We start from the raw sequence: 21480 nt of genomic DNA, 5'->3' as shown, positions 1-21480 counted from the left end.
GGCTCGTCGCCCGGATGCGCCCGGCACTGGGGCTCGGGCCTGACGCGCCGCCGGAATCGGTGCTGGAGGCCGTCGCGACGCGCACCGGCGACGACCCCGCGCGCCTGCGCTCCCTGCTCTACGGCGCGCGCGGCGAGGAGGCGGACGAGTTCACCGAGAACGACCCCGCCCTGGTCCGGCTCGCCGACGAACTCGACGCGCTTGAGGAGCGCCTGCGGTGACGCGCGAGGAAAGCGCCACCGCGTCCCCTCGACACGAGAAGACCGCAGATCAGAGAGGTACGTGCCAGACGTGACCGCCTTCACTACCCACGATCAGCCCTCCGCTGAGCAGGCGCGGGCGGCGCTGGCCGCGCTACGCCACGAGGTCGCCAAGGCCGTGGTCGGCCAGGACGAGACCGTGACCGGTCTGGTCGTCGCGCTGCTGAGCCGCGGCCACGTACTCATGGAGGGCGTGCCCGGTGTCGCCAAGACCCTGCTGGTCCGGGCCGTCTCGTCCTCGCTCTCCCTGGACCACAAGCGCACCCAGTTCACCCCCGACCTGATGCCGGGCGACGTCACGGGGTCGCTGGTCTACGACGCGCGAACGGCGAAGTTCGAGTTCCACGAGGGACCGGTCTTCACCAACCTGTTCCTGGCCGACGAGATCAACCGGACCCCGCCGAAGACGCAGGCCGCGCTACTGGAGGCCATGGAGGAGCGGCAGGTCAGCGTGGAGGGCCGACCGACACCGCTGGCCGACCCGTTCGTGGTCGCCGCGACCCAGAACCCGGTGGAGTACGAGGGCACCTACCCGCTGCCGGAGGCTCAACTCGACCGGTTCCTGCTGAAACTGGTCGTTCCGCTGCCGGAGCGGGACGACGAGGTCGGAATGCTCACCCGGCACGCCGACGGGTTCGACCCGAGCGACCTGGAGGCCGCGGGGGTGCGGCCGGTCGCCGGGCCGGCCGAGCTGCGCGCCGCTCGGGAGGCCGTGGGCGGTACGCGGGTCGCCCCCGAGGTACTCGGCTATATCGTGGACGTCTGCCGCGCGACCCGGCAGTCGCCGTCGCTGCAGTTGGGTGCCTCGCCCCGCGGGGCGACCGCGTTGCTGCGCACGAGCCGGGCGTGGGCGTGGCTCTCGGGACGCGACTACGTGACCCCCGACGACGTGAAGGCCTTCGCCAAACCCACGCTGCGGCACCGCATCGCGCTGCGCCCGGAGGCCGAGCTGGAGGGGGCCAGCGCCGACGGCATCCTCGACGGCGTCCTCGCGTCGGTCCCGGTGCCGCGCTGACCGGTTCTGGTCGTCCTCGCCGATCGCGCGGATACCGGTCCTTCCCCACGCGCTGGGGACCGGTATCCGCGGGATCAGCGAGGAGGGCGCAGGGGCCAACGCACACGAGATTGCGAGGGGACGGGGTATAGCGGATGGCGATCACGGGCCGGGCGGTATTCGCCGCGTTCGCCGGCATGCTTGTCGTGCTCATAGCGGGAAACGCCGGCGTGTGGGTGGTGTGGGCGGTGCTCGTGTCGCTCGCCGCGGCCATCGCGGCGGATCTGCTGTTCGCGCCGAGCCCCCGGAAGGTCGCGTTCGAGCGCGGCGGGGATGTCTCGATCCGGTTGGGCGAGACCGCGACGACGACCCTGACCATCGCCAACCCCGCGCGGCGGCGGCTGCGCGGCCGGGTACGCGACGCGTGGGCGCCGAGCGCCGACCCGCGGCCCACCGTGCACACCGTCTCGATCCCCGGCGGCGAGCGCCGCCGTCTCACCACGGAGCTGACCCCGACACGGCGCGGCGACCACCGGGCGGCCGGGGTCACCGTGCGCAGCGTCGGTCCCCTGGGCCTGGCCGCCCGGCAGTGCACGCACTCGGTTCCGTGGAGCGTCCGGGCGCTTCCCCCGTTCCACAGCCGCCGGCATCTCCCCGGCAAGCTGGCACGGCTGCGGGAGCTCGACGGCCAGCACAGCACGCTGGTACGCGGGCAGGGTAGCGAGTTCGACTCGCTCAGGGAGTACGTGCCCGGCGACGACGTCCGATCGATCGACTGGCGCGCCACCGCGCGGCGCGACAACGTCGTCGTCCGCACGTGGCGCCCGGAACGCGACCGCAGGATCCTGCTGGTGCTCGACACCGGCCGGACCTCGGCAGGCCGGGTCGGCGACACCCCCCGGCTCGACCACGCGATGGACGCCGCGCTGCTGCTGGCCGCGCTGGCCGTCAAGGCCGGCGACCGGGTGGACCTGCTCGGCTACGACCGCCGGGTGCGCGCCCAGGTCCGCAGCCACGGGCGCGGCAGCACACTCCCCGCGATAGTCCAGGCCATGGCACCGCTGGAACCGGAGCTGGTGGAGTCCGACGCCGCCGGCCTCGTCACCACGATCCTCGGCGGACAGAGCCGCACCCGGCAGCTCGTGGTGCTGCTGACCGACCTGAACGCCACCGCCATGGAGGAGGGCCTCCTCCCCCTGCTGCCCGCCCTGACCGCCAGGCACCTGCTGATGGTCGCCGCCGTGGGCGACCCGCGCGTCACGGGGATGGCCGCCGAACGCGGTGAGGCGCGCTCCGTCTACCGCGCCGCCGCGGCCGAACGGACCCTGACCGAACGCCGCCGGATCACCGCCGAGCTGCGCCGCTACGGCGTCGAGGTCGTCGACGCCGACCCCGAGCACATCGCCCCGGCCCTGGCCGACGCCTACATCGACCTCAAGGCCCGGGGAAGGCTCTGACGGCCGATTCCCCGCCCCGAGCAGGAGAGGATCGCCGTTCCGCTCCTTGCGGACTCAGCCCGCCACCGGGGCCGCCTGCGGGCGCTCGGCGATGTCTCCCGTGTCGCCTTCGAGGTAGGCCCTGCGGCCGAGGGTGAAGACGTAGGCGAAGAAGAGCGCCTCGGCCACGACTCCGATGCCGATGCGCAGCCAGGTGGTGTGCACCCAGCCTGTCACGAACCCCTCGATCAGCCCGGAGACGAACAGCACCAGCACCAGACCGAGGGCGACCGCGACGGCCGGGCGGGCCTCCTCCGCGAGGGCTTGGCCCCGGGGGCGCGCCCCCGGGGCGATGACGGTCCAGCCCAGCTTCAGGCCGACTCCGGCGGCGACGAACACGGCGGTGAGTTCGAGCAGGCCGTGCGGGACGATCAGGCCCAGAAAGACGTCGCCTTTGCCGTGCGCGAACATCATGCCGCCCGCGGCACCCAGGTTCGCCCCGTTGAGGAGCAGCACGAAGATCGTGGGGAGCACAGGAACACGCCGAGGATGAGCGCCTGGGCGGCGGCCCACGCGTTGTTCGTCCACACCTGTGCCGCGAACGATGCCCCCGGGTGCTCAACGTAGTAGTTGGCGAAGTCGTGCTCGACGTAGGCCCGGATCTCCTCGGGAGGGCCCAGGGCGGCCAGCGCGGCGGGGTCGCTGGCCAGCCACACCGCCACGCTCGCGGAGAACGCCACCGTGCCCGCGCCGGCGAGGATCCACCACCACCGCAGCCGGTACACCACAGCGGGGAAGGTGCGAGTGAGGAACCTGGCCGCGTCGCGCCACGCCGGCTCGTGCGCCCCCGTGACCGCCGAGCGCGCCCGCGCCACCAGCCCGGAGAGCCATCCGGTGAGCGCGGGGTCCTGGCCGGAGGACCGGACGACGGAGAGGTGGGTGGCCACCCGCTGGTACAGCTCAACGAGTTCGTCCACCTCGGAGCCGGTCAGGCTGCGGCGCCGGCGCACCAGCCGCTCCAGCCGGTCCCAGTCGGGGCGGTGCGCGGCGGCGAAAACGTCGAGATCCACGCATCGGACTCTACCGACACCGCCAGTGGCACCGGTTCCGCCCGGGTCCTGCCAGACTGGAACCGGGCAGCACGACGGCCACGGCCACAGCGACGATGCGGGGGAGAGGCGACGGTGACGTATCCGGGCGGTGGAGCCTATGGCGAACAGTCCTCCGTGGTCACGGGGGACGCGGTGGTACTGGACCTGCGCCCGGCCGGAGTCGCCACGCGGATGATCGCGCTGGCTCTCGACATGACCGTCCAGGGCGTCCTGCTCTTCGCGCTGAGCCTGCTAGTGCTGCGGATCGGTGCCGGGCTGGACCCCGCGGCCGCGGCCGCGGTGCAGATCGGGGTGACGGTGCTGATCCTCGTGGGCTACCCCACGACCTTCGAGACCCTTACGCGCGGGCGCTCCCTGGGCAAGATGGCCCTTGGGCTGCGCGTTGTGGGCACCGACGGCTCCCCGGAGCGGTTCCGCCAAGCGCTGGCGCGGGCGCTGTGCGCCGCGGTGGAGATATGGACGCTCACGGGTATCCCCGCGCTGTGCTCCTCCTTGATCAACCGCGACGGCAAGCGCATCGGCGACTTCGTGGCGGGCACCCTCGTGGTGGAGGAGCGCGCGGGCCGCGCGCCGGAGGGAGTCATTCCGATGCCGCCCCGCCTGGTCGAATGGGCGCAAGGGGCGGAGATGTCCGGGCTGCCCCCGGAGACGGCCGCCATGGCCCGCCAGTACGTCCTGCGCTTCTCCGAGCTCACCGAGCGGTCCCGCTACGAGATGGGGACACAGATCGCCGACCTGGTCGCTTCCTCCGTCAGCCCTCCCCCTCCCCCGGACACCTCACCGCCGGAGTTCCTCGCGGCCGTTCTGGCCGAACGGCGCCGCAGGGAGGAGCAGAAGCTGGCCGAACGGCAGCAGGGACAGTGGCGGAGTGAGCCCTACACCCGCCAGGAGCGGAGGTAGTCCTCCTGGTCCGGCGTGAGGCGGTCGATGCCGACCCCGAGCGCCTCCAGTTCCAGACGCGCGACCTCGGTGTCGATGCCGAGGGGCACGTCGAGGACGCCTGGTTGCAGTTCCCCGCGGTGTTCGGCGAGCCAGGCCACGGTGAGCGCCTGCACAGCGAAGGACATGTCCATCACCGCCGCCGGATGCCCCTCGGCGGCACCGAGGTTGACCAGCCGCCCTTCAGCGAGCAGGATGATCCGCCGCCCGTCGGCCAGCACGTATTCGTCGGTCTGCGGCCGCACCTCGCGACGGATCTCCACGGACAGCGCCTCCAGCGCCGCCAGGTCGATCTCCACGTCGAAGTGGCCGGAATTGGCCAGTACCGCGCCGTCCTTGAGTGAGGCCAGGTGCTCGGCCCGGATCACATCGCGGTTGCCGGTGACCGTGACCAGCACATCGCCGATGCCGGCCGCCTCGTCCATGGGCAGGACGGTGTACCCCTGCATCACCGCGTCCAGCGCCTTGACCGGGTCGACCTCGGTGACGATGACCCGGGCGCCCATGCCGCGGGCGCGTTCGGCCAGGCCGCGGCCGCAGTACCCGAAGCCCGCGACGACCATGGTCCGGCCGGCGAGCATGGCGTTGGTGGCACGCATGATCCCGTCGATGGTGGACTGCCCGGTGCCGTAGCGGTTGTCGAACATCCGCTTGGTGGCCGTGTCGTTCACCGCGACCATCGGCAGTTTCAGCGCGCCCTCCGCACTCATCTGCCGGAGCCGGATCACCCCGGTGGTGGTCTGCTCGCATCCGCCGAAGGTCTCGGCGAGCAGCTCCGGGCGCTCCAGGTGGGCGGTGTTCACCAGATCGCAGCCGTCGTCGAGCAGCATGTGCGGGAACTGCTCCAGGACGTTGACGAGGTTGCGGTCGTAGCCGGCGGAGTCGATGCCGGCCCGTGCGTGCACCTCGACACCGTACTCGGCGACGAGGGCGGCGGCGGTGTCGTCCTGTGTGGACAGCGGGTTGGATGCCGCGAGCGCGATTCCGGCCCCGCCGGCGCGCAGCGCCCGCAGCAGGTTGGCGGTCTCGGCCGTCACGTGCATGCAGGCGGTGATGCGCAGGTCCCGCAGGGGCAGCTCCTCGGCGAAGCGCTCGCGTACCCGGCGCAGCGCCGGCATGGCGCGCTCGGCCCATTCGACGCGGCGGACCCCGGCCTGTGCCAGGCCGAGGTCCGCGACGCCGTTCCGTGGTAGTGCCATCAGCCCGTGGTTCGGTCTCCTCCCCACGGCTGAAGCCGGGGGATTCCGGCGTGGATCAGTAGCGGTAGTGGTCGGACTTGTACGGCCCGGCCACGTCGACGCCGATGTAGGCCGCCTGCTCCTTGGTCAGCTCGGTGAGCTTGATCCCGAGGGCGTCGAGGTGCAGTCGCGCGACCTTCTCGTCCAGGAGCTTGGGCAACACGTGCACCCCGAGAGCGTACTCGTCGGTCTTGGCGAACAGCTCGATCTGGGCGATCGTCTGGTTGGTGAAGCTGTTCGACATGACGAAGCTGGGGTGCCCCGTGGCGTTGCCGAGGTTGAGCAGTCGGCCCTCGGAGAGCACGATGATGCTGTGGCCGTCCGGGTACTGGTACTCGTGCACCTGCGGCTTGATCTCGATCTTCTTGACGCCCGGCGTCTTCTCCAGGCCGGCCATGTCGATCTCGTTGTCGAAGTGGCCGATGTTGCCGACGATGGCCTGGTGCTTCATGCGGGCCATGTGGTCGGCGGTGATGATGCTGAAGTTGCCGGTGGTCGTGATGAAGATGTCGGCCGTCTCGACGACCTCGTCGAGGGTGCGGACCTCGTAGCCCTCCATCGCGGCCTGCAGCGCGCAGATGGGGTCGATCTCGGTGACGATGACCCGGGCGCCCTGGCCGCGCAGCGACTCGGCGCTGCCCTTGCCGACGTCACCGAAGCCGCAGACGACCGCGGTCTTGCCGCCGATGAGAACGTCGGTGGCGCGGTTGATGCCGTCGACGAGGGAGTGGCGGCAGCCGTACTTGTTGTCGAACTTGCTCTTGGTGACGGAGTCGTTGACGTTGATCGCGGGGAAGAGGAGCTTGCCCTCCTGGTGCATCTCGTAGAGGCGGTGCACCCCGGTGGTGGTCTCCTCGGTGACGCCCTTGATGCGCGAGGCGACCGTGGTCCACTTCTTCGAGTCGGCGGCCAGGCTCTTCTTCAGCAGCCGCAGGACGACCTTGTACTCCTCGGGGTCGTCCTCGGTGGGCTCGGGGACCGCGCCGGCCTTCTCGAACTCGGCGCCCTTGTGGACGAGCATGGTGGCGTCGCCGCCGTCGTCCAGGATCATGTTCGGGCCCTCACCGCCGGGCCACGTGAGCGCCTGCTCGGTGCAAGCCCAGTACTCCTCCAGGGTCTCGCCCTTCCAGGCGAACACCGAGACGCCCTGGGGGTTGTCCGGGGTCCCGTTCGGGCCCACGACGGCCGCCGCGGCCGCGTGGTCCTGGGTGGAGAAGATGTTGCAACTGACCCACCGGATCTCAGCGCCCAGTTCCACGAGGGTCTCGATGAGAACGGCGGTCTGCACCGTCATGTGGAGCGATCCCATGATCTTCGCGCCCCGGAGCGGCTTGGACGGACCGTACTCGGCGCGCGTGGCCATCAGGCCCGGCATCTCGTGCTCGGCGAGCCGGATCTCGTTACGCCCGAACTCGGCCAGGGACAGGTCTGCGACTTTGTAGTCGAATGCCATGCGTCTTAACTCCTCCTGATGGATGCGGTTTGAGTTTAGGGCCGACTCCGCGCTCCGGGCACGCCCTGAGCGGGAAAATTGACATTGTTTTGTCAGATTTATCTGCGTTTCGCTGTCTCGTCGGCTAAAGTCACGCCCATGGCCGATGTCGAGCGCACCCAGCGGTTCCCCGCTCTCGGGCCGGGATCGGGCCCTCGGGAGTCCGGTCACGACGGGGTCCCCATCTCGGATGCCGCCGAGAGACTCGACACGACCGCGAGAATGCTCCGCTACCGCGAGAGCCTCGGTCTGCTTCCGGTGACCAAGGAGCAGCCCACCGGACGCGGGCACCGGCACCGCAGGTTCACCGAAGCCGACCTGCGGACGATCGCGGCCGGACTGGAGCTGGAGCAGCAGTACGACATCACGCCCGCGGCGCTGTCCTTCGCGTTGCGGATGCTCGCGGAGCCGGCCACGCTGGCCCGTGTCCGCGCCTACGGCGAACGGCTGGGGCGGCTCGCCCCGCCCCCGGCCCGGGCCATGGACTTCGAGAAGCAGAAGGCGCTGCGTCTCCTCCGGCAACGGGAGCAGGGGCGCTGACCCGGCCTCCGCGACCGCGGCTCACCAGCCCGCGGCGCGCTTGAGCTCCGGTTCCAGCACCGGCGCCATGCTCTTCATGAAGGTCGCCGTCATGTGGCTGCCGTCCCAGTAGACGAGCACGTTCCCGATCACCGCCGGGCATTCCCCGCCCGTGCAGAGGCGGTCGTTGAGGTCGATGAAGGAGACGTTCTCCGGCACGTCGCCGAGTTCCTCGTAGGGCGGGTCGTCGGCCAGCGAGCGGCCCCGATCCCCGCTGCACTCCTCGGCGTCCTTGGCGGCCAGGCAGGAGGCGGTGTCGAAGCCGAACCGGGGGGTGTCGCGGACCGCCACCACATCGATGCCCAGTTCACCGAGCTGCGCCCAGCGCTCCGGGTAGCCCTCGACCACGCTCTCGCCGTCCTCACCGCGGGCCTCGCTGTCGAGGCTGCTACTGGTCGCCGTCGTGAACACCGCGTCGGGTCGGAGGCGCTCCAGCTCCTCCAGCACCCCCTGGTTCCACACCGCGCAGGCGGTGTACTCCCTGCCCTTGTAGGTCTGCGGGGCGTCGGTGAACAGGCAGGCGCCCTTGGTGATGTTCACGACACTCCAGTCGTTCCGCTCGGCGATCTGCTCCAGCGCCGGAAACCAGTGGGCCGCGTGCGAGCCGCCCACGAGGGCGATCGTGCGCTCGGGACTGTCCGAGCCGTACTCGCAGACCCGGACCTCGGAACCGGTCGTGCCCTGGTTGCACTCGTCCTCGTAGGTGGCGGGCAGATCCTCCGCCGCCTCCGCCGGATCCGGGTAGATCGGCAGGTCCGGGTAGCCGCCGCCCCCTCCGAGAGCCCGGGCGCCGGGGTAGTGGGCGGGATCGGCGGCGAGCTCCGCACGCTGCCGCTGCTGTTCGGCGAGGTGGGCCGACCACGCCGCGGCCGCTGTGACCACCGGAAGAACGCAGAGCACCCCCACGAGGAGGGACCACAGGGGCGTGGTCCGGGTGCGGGTGAACCGCTCGACGCCGTTGTCGGTCAGCCATGTGGTCGCGGCCGCCAGCACGATCGACAGCGCCAGGACGGAGCAGCCGCCGAGCAGGCTCGGCATGTGGCGGCCCGTGACCGCCAGGTAGCAGATGAGCACCGGCCAGTGCCACAGGTACAGCGCGTAGGAGATTCCGCCGATGTAGTGCATCGGGGCCCAGTTCAGCAACCGGTCCGCGCCGACCGGGGATCCCGTGCTGCCGGCGGCGATCACCAGTGCCGCGGCGAGCGTGGGCCACAGGGCCGCGTACCCCGGGAAGACGGTCGACACCTGGAACAGGATCCCGCAGGACACCAGGGCCACCAGTCCCGACCAGCCAATCGCGACGCGCAGTGGGCGGGCCGCCCGGAGCCGGTCGGGAACGATCGCCAGGAGGCCGCCAAGGGCGAACTCCCACAGCCGCGCGCCGGTGTCGAAGTAGGCCCATTGCTGGTTGGCCCCGGTGATCAGTACCGAATAAGCCAGGGACACCGCGAACAGCACCGCCAGCAGGCCCAGGAGCACCCGCCGCACCGGCCACCGCCGCCGCGCGGCCACCCCGGCCGCCACCGCCACGAGCACCGGGCACAGCAGGTAGAACTGCCCCTGGATGGACAGCGACCAGAAGTGCTGCGCCGGGCCGGCCGCGTTGTTCTGCGCGAGGTAGTCGACCGAGTTAACCGCCAGCAACCAGTTCTGGTAGTACAGCGCGGAGCCGATGACCTCGCTGATCGTGTCGCGCCAGCGGTCCGGCGGCAGGAAGAGCCAGGCCGCGGTGAGGACCCCGGCCAGCACGACGGCCGCGCTCGGAAGGAGGCGCTTGGCCAGGCGGGTCCAGAACTCGGCGAAGGCGACCCTGCCGCGCCGCTCCACCATACGGAGCAGCGACCCGGTGATCAGGAACCCGGTGAGCAGCAGGAACACGTCGACACCGCCGGAGACGCGGCCGAACCAGACGTGGTAGACGGCCACGAGCAGGACCGCGACGGCCCGCAGTCCTTGGATCTCGGGGCGGTAGCCCCCGCCCGGGGCGCGGGCGGGGGCGCTCGCCGCGCTCGTGGAGTGGTTCGCCGGCCGGAGAGCGGCCATCAGGGAAGCTTGCACAGGGGCGTTTTCCACCTCGGGGTGCGCGGGAAAGACCCCAGGATGATGCACCACGGCCGTTACGTCCGGGGATACCGGACCTGAACCTCCGGCCACGCCCTGATGACTCCGGCCCCGCATCAGCGACGGCGCCCCGATCATGCGAAAGCGGGTTTCCCGCACCCTCCGGCGGGCTACGTTCACGGGCGTGGACTTGGTACGTGGACGCGATCTCGCGCTGGAGCGCTTTCCCGATCCGGTGCGCCGCCAGCTCGCCAGGCTGGACCGGCTCCGGGAGGTCTGGATGGCGCACCAGTGCCACCGGGCCGGCGAGCAGTGGGCTCCGGGGCGCCGCAGGATCTTCCGGTGGCACGCCCGGGAACTGCGGGAGCTGGCGGGGCAGGGCGCCGCCGCGGAGCTGCGCGAACAGGTGCGCGGCGACGAGGACGCTCTGGTGGCGATGGAGGCCGACTGCCGCTCCGGACGGCGGTTGACCGGCGACTACCTCAGCGGGCTGGCGCGCAGGATCCCCGACTTCGAGGAGACCGTTCCACTGCCGGAGCACACGGGCGACCTCCTCGCCGAAGCCGCGGCGGTGGAGACCCACCCCGTCATCCGCGCCGCCCACCTGCACCTGACCTGTGAGGAGACGCTGCGGAGGGTCGCGCAGCGGGATGGGCTGCCCGGCCCTCCGCTGTCCCTGCGCCCACTGCCATGGGCGCTGGCGTCGCTCTCGCTGCTGCGCTCGACCTATCCGCCGCTGATCATGGACCACCGGCTGGTCGAGGCGCACCGCGCGGCCAGGTCGCAGCCGACCCAGTGGGACCGGCTGACCGCCCTGGTCCCGCTCTTCGCCGACCTGGAGACCGTCTCCTTACGCAGCGAACTGAGCTGGGCGGCCCCTCTTCACGCCGACCCCGATCAGCGCTCACCGGTCTCGCCAGGGGCGCACTTCACCGTCGTCCGCCCCCGTCCGGCGCCCCTGATGGCCGCGCTGCACCGGCGGATCCTGGAGCGCCTCCGCTTCCGCAGCGCTTCCTTCACCCTGGTGCTGCGCGAACTCGATCCGGCCGCCCAGGCAGACGTCACCGCGGGTGACATCGAGACCGCCCCTCAGCGCAACCGCTGCGAGGCCGCGGCGGCGCGGGCGCTGTTCCGCCTGGGACCGGGATGCCGGTGGGCGTCTCTGGACATCGCGGCCACGGAGGCGAGACTGCGGCTGCTCGTCCTCGTCCAGGACGTCGGGGCACCGCCCACAGGCGCCCTCGCCGTAACCGCCGACGCCTGGCTGACCGTCGAAGACAGGTCGATCGATGTGCTGGACCCCGCGTACACCGACAGCGTGACCCTGGTGCCCACCGACGGCGCCGACGACCGCCGCTCCGAGGTGGAGGGGTTCGTGGACGACGTGGTGGCCCGCGCGCTCGACCGGCTCACCCGGGCCCTGAGCTAGCCGCCGTCCCTGCTCCGCTAGCCGCTCAGCGAGAGGAGGACGAGCAGCAGGAGCAGGATGATGATCGCGATCAGCACGGCCGGGACCACCCACCCCTGCGAGAGCAGCGGATCCTCCTGCTGAGGCGGGGGTTGGCGCATCTGGTGCCCGCCGTAGACCGTGTTCGGCCCGGCGGTGGGCGGCGCACCCATGCCGTGGTGTGCGCCCGTTCCCGGCATCTGCTGCGGCGGCGGCCCCTGGTGGCCCATAGGAGGGGGCTGTGGCGGGGCGAACCCCCTCTGCGGCCCCGACATGGGCCGCCCCATGCCTCCCTGCGGATGCGGGTACGGCGTCTGGGGACCGCTCGGGGTCAGGGGGCCGGGCGGCGGTGGCTGCTGCGGTCCGCTGGGTACGTCGGCCTCCGCGACCCGCTCCCCCTCCTTGACGACATCGTCGGGCGAGGCGGCCGGATCGGGCACGTCGTGGCCGAGCAGCCGCATCAGCAAATCCTGCGCGCTCGGGCGCTGCGCCGGGTCCTTGTTCAGGCACGCCTCGACGATGGGCAGCAGCGATTCCGGCAGGCCGTCGAGGTGAGGCGGGGCGCTGACTACACGATGCACCACGGCGGGCACGCTGTCGGCGCCGAAGGGGGCGTTGCCCGTCGAGGCGAACGCCATGACGCAGCCCCAGGCGAAGATGTCGACCCTGTCGGTGACCCCCTTGCCCTCGATCTGCTCGGGCGCCATGTAGGACGGCGTCCCCATGATCGAGTTGGTCATCGTGGCGCTGCCGTCGGTGACCCGGGCGATGCCGAAGTCGATCACGCGGGGGCCGTCGGGGCCCAGGAGCACGTTGCCCGGCTTGAAATCGCGGTGCACGATCCCGGCCTGGTGGATCGCCACGAGCGCGGTCGCCGTGGACACGGCGAGGCGCTGCAACGTGGCGCCCTTGCGCGGCCCTTTCGTGACCACGGCCTCCTGCAGTGACTGTCCCGGAACGTACTCGCTGACGACGTAGGGGGGGTCCTCGGAGAGGTTGGCCTCGTGGACGGCCGCGGTGCAGAAGGAAGCAACCTTCTGAGCCGCGCGAACCTCCTTCTCGAAGCGCCTGCGGAGGTCATCGTCCTCGGACCACTCGGCGTTCAGGACCTTGATGGCGACTTCCTCGCCCTCGCCGTCGCGGCCGAGGTAGACGACTCCCTGACCGCCCTTCCCCAGCCGTCCGACCACGCTGTAGGAACCGAACGCGGCGGGATCGCTCGGCAACAGCGACTCGGGACCGGGCATCGATGTCCTCCAGAGAGGTGGTGGCCGACGCTAGCGCACGACCGGGGGGATGGGTCAGGGGTCTATGCCATACGCCACAGCAAGATACACACTGGCGTAATCGGTTAAAGCGATCAAACCGGCCAGACGTTCTAGCACGTGCCCGTCCTCCGCGGCGAGCTCGCGCACGTGCACGCCGCGCTCTCGGGCGCCCTCCGCCGCGGAGTCCATCTCCTCGGCCGCTTCCGGGGGTTCCCCGGGATCGCGCAGCAGAACGGCCAGAAGTCGCGTTCCGTCGTCCTCGACGGGGTCGTCGAAGATGGAACGCGGACCGGTTCCGCCGAAGGGCCCGTCCACGGTGGCGAACTGGTCCTGTAAGGCGCCGGGGAAACGACCGCAGAGAGCAGGATAACGGGCATTTACGGCGAGCGAGGTCGCGAACCGGGCCGCCACCGCGGCTGTCAGCGGCGCCGCGGACCAGATCGCGGGGAGTGTTCCGGCGAGGTCGAGCGCGAGCAGCTTGGCCGGGTTGTCCCAGGACTCGGCGCCGGGACGGCAGCGTTCCGCCATCTGTTCCAGCCGCACCGCCGCGCCCTCGTAGACGTCGTCGGTGATCGGCGCCAGGCCGACCTCGCTCGCGGCGGCGAGGAGCGCGCCGGCCACCCCCCACGGCATCTCAAGGTGGTGGCCGGCGGGCGGTAGCGCGACGAAAGGGGAGCGGGCCTGCTCAGCATAGGGGGCGAGCGGGCTCCCGGCGGGACTCGCCACGAGGAACCGGCATCCCCGGCGCACGGCCTCGGCCGCGAAGGGGACGGCGGCCTGCGCGTCGTGGCCGGATGTGGACGCCACCACGGCGACCAGGTCGTGTCCGGAGACCCACCCGGGCAGCCGGTAATCGCGCACAGTGTGGATCGGGATAGGGCACCCGACGCCGAGGACGGCCTCGAGCACATCGCCGGCGAGAGCCGCGGCACCGGACCCGGCCACCACGATGGAGCGGGGCCGGCCCTCGTCCCCGAGCACACCGAGCCCCGCTTCACGCGCGGCCGACCGCGCAGAGCGCACGCGCGCCGCCGCTGAAGCGACACCGCGGAGCGCGTCGGCATCGGCGCTCAGATCATCGAGCCGGCGCTCCTCGAACACCAGCGCCACGAACCCCTCCCTTACCGCCGGAGCCGCTGCATCAGGGTCACGCGACCTTTCTGGCCTCATCGACGAGCAGCACCGGGATACCGTCGCGGACCGGGTAGGCGAGTCCGCTCTCGTCGCACACCAGCTCGTTCGCGTCCTCGTCGTAGCGCAAGGGGGCCTTGCTCTTGGGGCAGGCCAGGATCTCCAGCAGCCAGTCGTCGATCTTCGTGCTCATTCAGGTCCTCGTTCCTTCGCTGGGCGTCGACGGGGGATCGGATCAGGAACGGACGACGGCCAGGACGTCATCGCGCAGCTTCGCCATGGTCCGGTCGTCGGGCGCCTCCACGTTGAGCCGCAGCAGCGGTTCGGTGTTGGAGGCCCGCAGATTGAACCAGCTACCGTCCGGAAGCGCCACTGTCAGCCCGTCGAGGTGGTCGACGGAGACGCCCGGGCCGTCCGAGTAGGCGGCCTCGGCGGCGGCCATGCGCCCCTCCTGGTCGGACACCTCGGAGTTGATTTCCCCGGAAGCGGAGTAGCGGGAGTACTCGGCGGTGATCTCCGACAGCGAGCGGGAGTCGTGCCCGAGCACGCGTAGCACGTGCATAGCGGCGAGCATGCCGGTATCGGCCCGCCAGAAGTCGCGGAAGTAGTAGTGGGCGGAGTGCTCCCCGCCGAAGATCGCCCCGGTCTCGGCCATGGTCGCCTTGATGAAGGAATGGCCGACGCGGGTCCGTGCGGGCACTCCCCCGTTCTCCCGCACGACCTCCGGGACCGCGGCGGAGGTGATCAGGTTGTGGATGATCGTCGCGCCCGGCTCCTTGGCCAACTCCTGTACGGCCACCATGGCGGTGATCGACGACGGGGGTACCGGCTTCCCCCGCTCGTCGACGACGAAGCAGCGGTCGGCGTCGCCGTCGAAGGCCAGGCCGATGTCGGCATTGGTCTCCACCACCTTGGCCTGCAGATCCTCGATGTTCGCGGGATCGAGCGGGTTCGCCGGGTGGTTGGGGAAGGTGCCGTCGAGTTCGAAGAACATCGGCACGATCCGCAGGGGCAGAGGGCCCAGCAGCCTCCCGCCGAGCACGGCCGGCACCGTATAGCCGCCCATGCCGTTCCCCGCGTCCACGACCACCGTGAGAGGCCGGACGTTCGAGAGGTCGACCAGGGAACGCAGATGGGAGGCGTAACCGGAGAGCATGTCGCGCTCGGTGACGGTTCCCTTGGGACCGCCGTACTCGGGCACCCCCTCCTCGGCGAGGCGTCGGATCTCGCCGAGCCCGGTTTCCCCGCTGATGGGCGCCGCACCCTCCCGGCACATCTTGATGCCGTTGTACTGGGCCGGGTTGTGGCTCGCGGTGAACATCGCACCGGGGACACCGAGGTGGCCTGACGCGTAGTAGAGAAGGTCGGTAGAGCCCAGACCGGCCGCGATCACATCGGCGCCCTGGCCGGTGGCTCCCTCGGTGAAAGCCGCGGCGAGCTCGGGCGAGGACGGCCGCATGTCGTGGGCGACGACGACACTTCGCGCCCCGACGACCCGTACGAACCCCGCGCCGATCGCGCGGGCGACACCGGCGTCCATAGTGTCCGGTACCACGCCTCTGACGTCGTACGCCTTGAAGATCTGACCGAGGTCACCCACAGCTACTCCGGACGGGTCGATGTGTTTTCGAGGCGGGACACGGCTCTGCCGTACGGCGAAGGTCGCATCCGCGAAGCGAGTGCCGGAAGCAGTGTCCACATCCACACATGTACCAAACTACAAGACCCCAGTCCGCGCGCCGGAGACCCACCACACACCTTGAGGACGGTCAGGACCCGCGCGTGGAGGGGCCGGGGGGCTGGTCCTTGCTGCGCGGCTCGGATTTGACCACGCGCAGATGCCCCTTGCGGTTGGTCTCCACGCCCTGCCCCACGGGGTTGCGCGCGGAAGGGGGCCGGGCCGCCTCGCGGACGGCGTTGGCCAGCGCCTCGAGGTCGTCGCTGCCGGGGCCACCTGTGGTGTTGTCGGCCGGCAGCCGGACGACCTCCCAGCCGCGCGGCGCCGTGAGCCGTTCCGCGTGCATCGCGCACAGGTCGTAGCAGTGAGGTTCGACATAGGCCGCGAGCGGCCCCAGCACGGCGGTGGAGTCGGCGTAGACATAGGTAAGCGTGAACACTGCTGGCTGCCTGCACGCGGTACGCGAGCAGCGTCGTACTACGCTCACGAGCACTGACTGTATTCCTTTCCCCGCTCACACGCCAGCATCGCCCCGCTGTGTCCGCATTGCGCGGGGGCTGCGCGAGAACCGCGGATGGCATACTCTCGAAACGTGCGACGAGTGCACCTTCAAAGGGTCCAAGCCGACCGGGTACGGCGCCGCGACCGTCGAGGGCGCGGGATCCGCGGCCCCCTGACGCCACCGCAGCTCCCCATCTCCCGGAGCCGTGCTCAGATCTTCGACGACCTCGTACTCGACGCCGTCGAACGCCTGGAGCGGGTCTGGGCGCGCGAGCTCGCGAACGTGGAGTTCCTTGTCGAGGACGTGCCACGGGTCCCGTCCGGAATCACGGCCGAGGACGGCATCCCGTTCTCCCGCCTCGAGTCGGCGGGCGCGGGCCGGGCCAGGATCACCGTTTACCGCAGGCCCGTGGAGATCCGCACCAAGGAGCCGGAGGAGATGGCCCTCCTGGTCTACGACACGGTCGTCGAAGAGGTCGCCAACCTTCTGGGGCTGGAGCCCGAGACGGTCGACCCCGAGGCGTGAGCCGCCCGGTGGCCCGCCGGTCCTTTCTCCTGCGTGCCCTCAGGGCACCGCGCTCGTCAGGCTGTCGCTGACCGCGGGAAGGAGAACCCTGGAGGGGGCCGGGCGGAGCGGGAGCGTGGCGGTGGCCCGGTCGTCGTCCGCGCTCTGGGTGAGTTCGCGCGCCCCATACACCGGCGCGGAGTCCTCGGGGACCTGGATGAGCAGGGCGTGGGGGTCCTCGGGGTGTTCCAGCTCGGGAACCTCGGTATGGCCCGCCTCGATCTCCACCTTCTGGGAGTCGCCCTGTGTCCCGTCCTCGTCGACCAGGGTGACGACCACGGTCGCGGCGCGTTCGGGAGCGCCGAACAGCAGCCGGCTCTCGGTGCCCTCCGGATCGGCCGGGACGATCGCGGTTCCGTTCAGCGGTCCCATCAAGGGCTCGGTGGCCGGGGCGTAGGACGTGTCGTCGCCGCTGTCGCGGTCCATCGACACCCCCGCGACGATCGGCCGGTCGGCCTCGATCACGACCGTTCCGGGCTGCTGCTGCAGCGGTCCCTCCAGGCTCACCATGTCGGACGCGGCCGGCGGGAGGCTCAGGCCTTTCAGCGCTTCGTGCTCGACCTCGCCTTCGGGTGTGTACACCTGCGCGTCCACGGTGACCGGTTCGTCCCCGGGCGTCGCCACGATGAGCCGCCGCGCGCCGCCTCCTTCGGGGACCCCCGGGATCACATGGCGCTTGGCGGGCCTGAGCGTGGGCGCCACCCAGTCCTGTCCCGCGTCCGAGCGCTCCGCGAACAGCGACGCCGCGACACGCCCCTTGTTGGTACGCACGTGCACGGCGATCGCTTCCGTGCCCTCGATCAGTTCGGTCAGCGAGATCTCGACCTCGTCGTGCGGGTCGACCGAGATCCCCCGGGTCTCCTCGGCCAGTACCGGCCCGTCGGGAGCGTAGATGTCGATGCTGGCGGTGGCCGTGTCATCGTCGACGTTGGCCAGCAGGAGCCGGGCCTCTTGCAGGGTTTCACCGCCGGGGGCGGTGAACCAGGAGCTCAGGTCCGGCTCGGCGCAGCGCGTCTCGGTCGCGTAGGGGTCGTCCTCGCCGACCGTGGTCTGGGTGACCTCCATCCCGGTCGCGAACGCGCCGTCGGCGCGCACCACCGTGTGCCGTTCGCTATCGGTGGTGTCCTCGGTCCACGGGCGTCCGATGTCCTCGGGCTCCGCCAGCCGCCGATCAGCGTCGTCCTCGTTCTCGGTCACGAGGAGCGAGCCGGTGTCCTGCCGCCCCCCGGAGGCGAACACCGCCATCTCGCTCTCGCGGTCATCACCGCGCGGAGGGGGGCAGGCCCGCATCGCCGACTCCACCTCCGCCACCGCCGGGTCCTCCGCGACGCCCCCGCCTACTCCCGCTCCCGCGGTATTCAGCGCCGTGGCCACGCCGAACAGCGCGGTCAGCGCGACCACGACCAGGCCGAGCAGCGCGTACCGGTTCTCGACGATCAGCCTCACTGTGCGTTCCCCTTCCCGCGGCCGCCGCGGCGCCGCTGGCCGCGCGTCTCCTGGCGCCTCATCAACCCGAAGCGGGGGGCGGCGATCGGGTTCCGCGGACGCGGCGTCGGCTGCTCCTCTTCTTCACGGGCGTCGTCCTCGGTGCGTATCCCCGGCAGCGCGAACACCACGACCACCGCCAGCAGCGCGCCCTGGGCGAGGAGCCAGAACCGGCGGTTTCCCTCGCTCCGGGTGATCTCCAAATCGCCGCCCTGCACGGGAAGCTCGAACGCCTGGAGACCGGATCCGGCCGACGCGGATTCGAGCTCGGTGCCGTCGAGGGTGGCGCGCCAGCCGCCGTCCGCGGGTTCGGCCAGCAGCAGCCTGCGTTGCCCTCTGCCCGGAGGCACGTCCACTGTGTCCCCATCGCGGGGTGTCCGGAGCACGGACAGGGTGTCGCCGCCGTCGGCCACGCGCAGCCGGCCGGTCTCCTCTTCGAGCCGCCACAACGCGAACTTTGACGTCAGTTGCAGCCGTGACATCCCGGGCGTGCCGTCCATGGTGTTGACCAGGGTGATGTCGGCGTCCTCACCGATATCGGGCTCGGGCAGCAGGACGTAGCCGACACCGAACTCGGCGAGCACGTCGGCCTCGTCGCCGCCCGCGCCCCCTGCCAGTCCGGCCACGGCCTCGCCCAGCACCTCGTTGGGAGCCTCCTCGCCGGGAAGCTGCTCCTCCCCGATCCGCGGCTCCTGCCCGCGCAGCACGCTGTAGGTGACCGCTCCGTCCTCCTCCGGCGCGAGAACGAGCGTGCGCACCTCCGTTCCGTCCCCACTGAACGAGGTCAGGTATCCGGGGATGGTCGGACCGGCGTCGCCGTCGAGGGGGCCTTGGACGCCGTTCCACATCCACACCGCGGCCGCGGAGACCGGGGTGGTCAGAGCGAGGACCGCGACGGAGAGGGCGAACACGCGGCGCAGACCCCCCAGTCTCACCAGCAGGCCGAAGGACTGCGCCGCCGTGGCGGCTGATAGCAGCATCGCCGTCGCGGCGAAGGCCAGCGCCACGCCGGGCCAGGCGGGCGCGGCCGGGCCGCCGTAATGGGGGGCCACGGCTATGTGGCCGATGATGATGGCCACCAGGATCCCGAACAGCGCGGCGCTCCAGCCGATCGAGACCAGCATCCGCTGGCGGAGCAGCAGCAGGGCGCACAGCGCTGCCAGGATGAAGCCGGCGGTGACCCAGACCGGCGGGGTGCCGGGACCGCCGGGCGAGAGCATCAGCAGCTGGCCGGGTGATGCGGGAGAGTCGCCGGGCTGGTGCAGTCCGGCCTCCAGCAGCCACATCGAGGGGTGCCGGAACAGGGAGAGCGACCACGGGAGCAGCAGCACCAGCGGGGTCACCAGCACAATCCCGATGCTGACGTAGAGCCTGCGGCCGACGTGGCCGAACGCCACCGCCGCCAGAACTCCGAGGACCAGGGTCAGCAACCACACGAGGGGGACGAATGCCGTGGCGACGCTGAGGAACAGCGCCAGCGCCCAGGCGGCGCGGCGTGAACGGCGCGGCGGCAACGTCAGGATCCGCAGCATCAGCAAGCCCAGAACCGGGAGCATGGCGTGCACCAGCGCGGTCCCCAACCGCCCTTGGGAGACGGCCCCGGTCGCCATGGGCAGCAGGGCGTAGGAGCCGGCCATCCACAACTGCGCGGGGCGGTAGTGCAGGACCCTCCTGGCCAGCAGGTAAGCGGTGACCCCGGCGAGCGGCACGCAGCCGACGAGGATGAGCATCACCGCAAGCCACGGTTTTCCGAATGTGGCCGTGGACAGCGCCGCGAGCAGCCCGACGTAGGGCGGGGCGGCGGCGCTGGAGCCGATTCCGATGTCGTGCCAGCCGGCCAGGTAGATGGTCCACAGGTCCGCGGCCTCGCCCGGCACAGGTGGCAGCGCCCCGCCTGCGAGGCGCTCGCCGAGGAGCAGGGAACGTTCCGCGATGAGCGCGACAATGGTGAGGGTCAGCACGAGCAGCACACCGGGCCGTGAGAGAAGGCGGATCAGCAGGCTCTGATCGTCGCGGAGGGGGTCCTCCTCCTCGGTGCGCGGCGGGGCGGTCACCGCCTGGTGCCGCCCGGGGGTGTTCATCGCCGGGGTCCCCGAAAGCATGTTGGAGACCGTGTCGGTGAACTGCCGCAGCGCCACGCCGCGGGCGAGGAACGGCCGGATCGCGCTGTAGGTGCGCCGGCGGTGCCGACGCCGGCGGAAGCGGGCGGCGATGAGGCGCCCCGGCATCAGGTAGATCGAGGTGATCGCCGCGGCCTCGTCGAAGGCGTTCGCCGGCTGCTTTCCGAGGGTGTAGGTGAGAACGCGCAGCGCCGAGGCGAAGGAGTTGCGCAGCAGTGCGGCGACCATCCCGCCGAACGGCAGGTTCGCCAGCAGCACGAACAACGCGTGCCGCCGGTCGATCCGGCGCGGGTGGTCGCTGGTCGCGCTGATGCGCCGCCTGCGGCGCGCCGCGGCTTCGGCATGGTAGGCGACGGCGTCGGGGACGACGAGTACGCGGTGTCCCGCACCGCCGGCCCGCCAGCAGAAGTCGATGTCGTCGCGGAACAGCGGCAGCCGCCGGTCGAAGCCGTCGAGAGCGTCCCAGACCTCGCGGCGTACCAGCATCCCGGCGCTCGACACGGCGAGCACGGGGCGCGTTCCGTCGTGCTGGCCGTGGTCGAACTCACGCGGTTCCAGCCCCGTCTCGCGGCGACCGGCGCCGTCGATGGTCACCCCGACCTCGATCAGCAACCGCCGGTCGAACCAGTCGCGCAGTTTAGGGCCGAGCACGGCGGCGTGGGGATCGTCGTTCGCGGCCAGCAGCAGGTGCTGCAACGCGTCGGGGTCGGGGGTGCAGTCGTCGTGGATCAGCCAGATCCACTCGATGGCGTCCGGTGCCGCGCCGGGGAACGCCACACTGGCACGCGGCAGGGCGAGGGCGGCCCGGACGGCATCGCCGTACCCGGTGTTCCGCGGGACCGCCGTGAGTGCGTCGGAGGCGATGAACTCGTCGAGGATCTCACCACTGCGGTCGCGGCTTCCCGTGTCGACGCCCACAACGCGCTGCACCGGTCGAGACTGCCCCCGGACGGCCTCCAGGGTTTCGGGCAACCAGCGGGCGCCGTCGTGTGTGACGACGACCGCCGTCACGATATGGCGGGCAGGGTCCAGGGGTAGCACGGCTGAGGGTTCGCTCTCGAAGGTTCGAGGTCAGGGGGGAATGACCGTTGCGTTCGGACACTATCGGCAGATCACGATACGCGAAGCGGTGGACCGTATGAGCCGCTTTCGACCTCTCCTACCCGCCGGCCGC

At 71.3% G+C, this 21480-nt stretch carries 16 protein-coding genes and 2 pseudogenes; 7 read left to right on the top strand and 11 right to left on the bottom strand.

Going from position 1 to position 21480, the window contains the following annotated elements:
* The 3 genes and pseudogenes from VS93_RS29815 to VS93_RS20295 form a co-directional block, all read left to right on the top strand.
* Positions 1-221 (top strand): annotated as a pseudogene (locus VS93_RS29815) (DUF4350 domain-containing protein); the annotation flags it as partial.
* 70 nt (positions 222-291) lie between these two features.
* Entirely contained in the window at positions 292-1275 is a 984-nt protein-coding gene (locus tag VS93_RS20300) for an AAA family ATPase (protein WP_046471485.1), read from the top strand.
* 134 nt (positions 1276-1409) lie between these two features.
* Complete coding sequence (locus VS93_RS20295) at positions 1410-2711, top strand: DUF58 domain-containing protein (RefSeq protein WP_046471484.1); 1302 nt, start codon at positions 1410-1412, stop codon at positions 2709-2711.
* A gap of 54 nt (positions 2712-2765) precedes the next feature.
* On the opposite strand, the pseudogene VS93_RS20290 reads toward VS93_RS20295, so the two are convergent.
* Positions 2766-3760 (bottom strand): annotated as a pseudogene (locus VS93_RS20290) (stage II sporulation protein M).
* A 114-nt stretch (positions 3761-3874) separates the two neighbouring features.
* On the opposite strand from VS93_RS20290, the gene VS93_RS20285 reads away from it, so the two are divergent.
* A complete protein-coding gene (locus VS93_RS20285) occupies positions 3875-4702 on the top strand; it encodes an RDD family protein (RefSeq protein WP_046471483.1) in 828 nt (275 codons plus the stop codon).
* Here VS93_RS20285 and ahcY (VS93_RS20280) read toward each other — a convergent pair.
* Both ahcY (VS93_RS20280) and ahcY (VS93_RS20275) read right to left on the bottom strand, forming a co-directional pair.
* On the bottom strand, positions 4678-5940 hold the full coding sequence (gene ahcY, locus VS93_RS20280) for an adenosylhomocysteinase (RefSeq protein WP_046471482.1): 1263 nt from the start codon (positions 5938-5940) through the stop codon (positions 4678-4680). The genes VS93_RS20285 and ahcY (VS93_RS20280) overlap by 25 nt on opposite strands.
* Before the next feature lie 55 nt (positions 5941-5995).
* Positions 5996-7432: an adenosylhomocysteinase gene (gene ahcY, locus VS93_RS20275; protein ID WP_046471481.1), complete on the bottom strand. Its 1437-nt coding sequence runs from the start codon at positions 7430-7432 to the stop codon at positions 5996-5998.
* 138 nt (positions 7433-7570) lie between these two features.
* Between ahcY (VS93_RS20275) and VS93_RS20270 the strand changes: the two genes are divergently transcribed.
* Positions 7571-8011: a MerR family transcriptional regulator gene (locus VS93_RS20270; RefSeq protein WP_082127058.1), complete on the top strand. Its 441-nt coding sequence runs from the start codon at positions 7571-7573 to the stop codon at positions 8009-8011.
* Between the two features lie 21 nt (positions 8012-8032).
* Here the strand turns inward: VS93_RS20270 and VS93_RS20265 are convergent, their stop codons facing one another.
* Positions 8033-10093, bottom strand: a complete 2061-nt coding sequence (locus VS93_RS20265) for an acyltransferase family protein (RefSeq protein ID WP_046471480.1) — start codon at positions 10091-10093, stop codon at positions 8033-8035.
* 202 nt (positions 10094-10295) lie between these two features.
* On the opposite strand from VS93_RS20265, the gene VS93_RS20260 reads away from it, so the two are divergent.
* The gene (locus VS93_RS20260; protein ID WP_052745888.1) at positions 10296-11540 is read left to right on the top strand and encodes a hypothetical protein; all 1245 of its coding nucleotides are present in this window, start codon (positions 10296-10298) and stop codon (positions 11538-11540) included.
* A gap of 17 nt (positions 11541-11557) precedes the next feature.
* Here the strand turns inward: VS93_RS20260 and VS93_RS20255 are convergent, their stop codons facing one another.
* The 5 genes from VS93_RS20255 to VS93_RS20240 form a co-directional block, all read right to left on the bottom strand.
* Positions 11558-12805, bottom strand: coding sequence for a serine/threonine-protein kinase (locus VS93_RS20255; protein WP_046471479.1), 1248 nt, complete (start codon positions 12803-12805; stop codon positions 11558-11560).
* 54 nt (positions 12806-12859) lie between these two features.
* On the bottom strand, positions 12860-13936 hold the full coding sequence (locus VS93_RS20250) for an SIS domain-containing protein (protein ID WP_046471478.1): 1077 nt from the start codon (positions 13934-13936) through the stop codon (positions 12860-12862).
* A gap of 37 nt (positions 13937-13973) precedes the next feature.
* On the bottom strand, positions 13974-14150 hold the full coding sequence (locus VS93_RS28465) for a Trm112 family protein (RefSeq protein ID WP_082127056.1): 177 nt from the start codon (positions 14148-14150) through the stop codon (positions 13974-13976).
* A 42-nt stretch (positions 14151-14192) separates the two neighbouring features.
* On the bottom strand, positions 14193-15557 hold the full coding sequence (locus VS93_RS20245) for a phosphomannomutase/phosphoglucomutase (RefSeq protein ID WP_046471477.1): 1365 nt from the start codon (positions 15555-15557) through the stop codon (positions 14193-14195).
* A gap of 169 nt (positions 15558-15726) precedes the next feature.
* On the bottom strand, positions 15727-16122 hold the full coding sequence (locus tag VS93_RS20240; RefSeq protein WP_046471487.1) for a DUF3499 domain-containing protein: 396 nt from the start codon (positions 16120-16122) through the stop codon (positions 15727-15729).
* A gap of 114 nt (positions 16123-16236) precedes the next feature.
* Between VS93_RS20240 and VS93_RS20235 the strand changes: the two genes are divergently transcribed.
* Complete coding sequence (locus tag VS93_RS20235; RefSeq protein ID WP_046471476.1) at positions 16237-16662, top strand: metallopeptidase family protein; 426 nt, start codon at positions 16237-16239, stop codon at positions 16660-16662.
* A gap of 39 nt (positions 16663-16701) precedes the next feature.
* Here VS93_RS20235 and VS93_RS20230 read toward each other — a convergent pair whose 3' ends face one another.
* Together VS93_RS20230 and VS93_RS20225 are read right to left on the bottom strand one after the other, a co-directional pair.
* Positions 16702-18147, bottom strand: a complete 1446-nt coding sequence (locus tag VS93_RS20230; RefSeq protein ID WP_046471475.1) for a DUF5719 family protein — start codon at positions 18145-18147, stop codon at positions 16702-16704.
* Complete coding sequence (locus VS93_RS20225) at positions 18144-21347, bottom strand: glycosyltransferase family 2 protein (protein ID WP_046471474.1); 3204 nt, start codon at positions 21345-21347, stop codon at positions 18144-18146. Before VS93_RS20225 ends, VS93_RS20230 begins: the two co-directional genes overlap by 4 nt.
* Positions 21348-21480 lie beyond the last annotated feature (133 nt).

This window comes from Allosalinactinospora lopnorensis (genome assembly GCF_000981225.1).
Lineage (GTDB): Bacteria > Actinomycetota > Actinomycetes > Streptosporangiales > Streptosporangiaceae > Allosalinactinospora > Allosalinactinospora lopnorensis.
The sequence above is the reverse complement of the archived record's forward strand: the minus strand, read 5'-3'. Positions and strand labels throughout refer to the sequence as shown.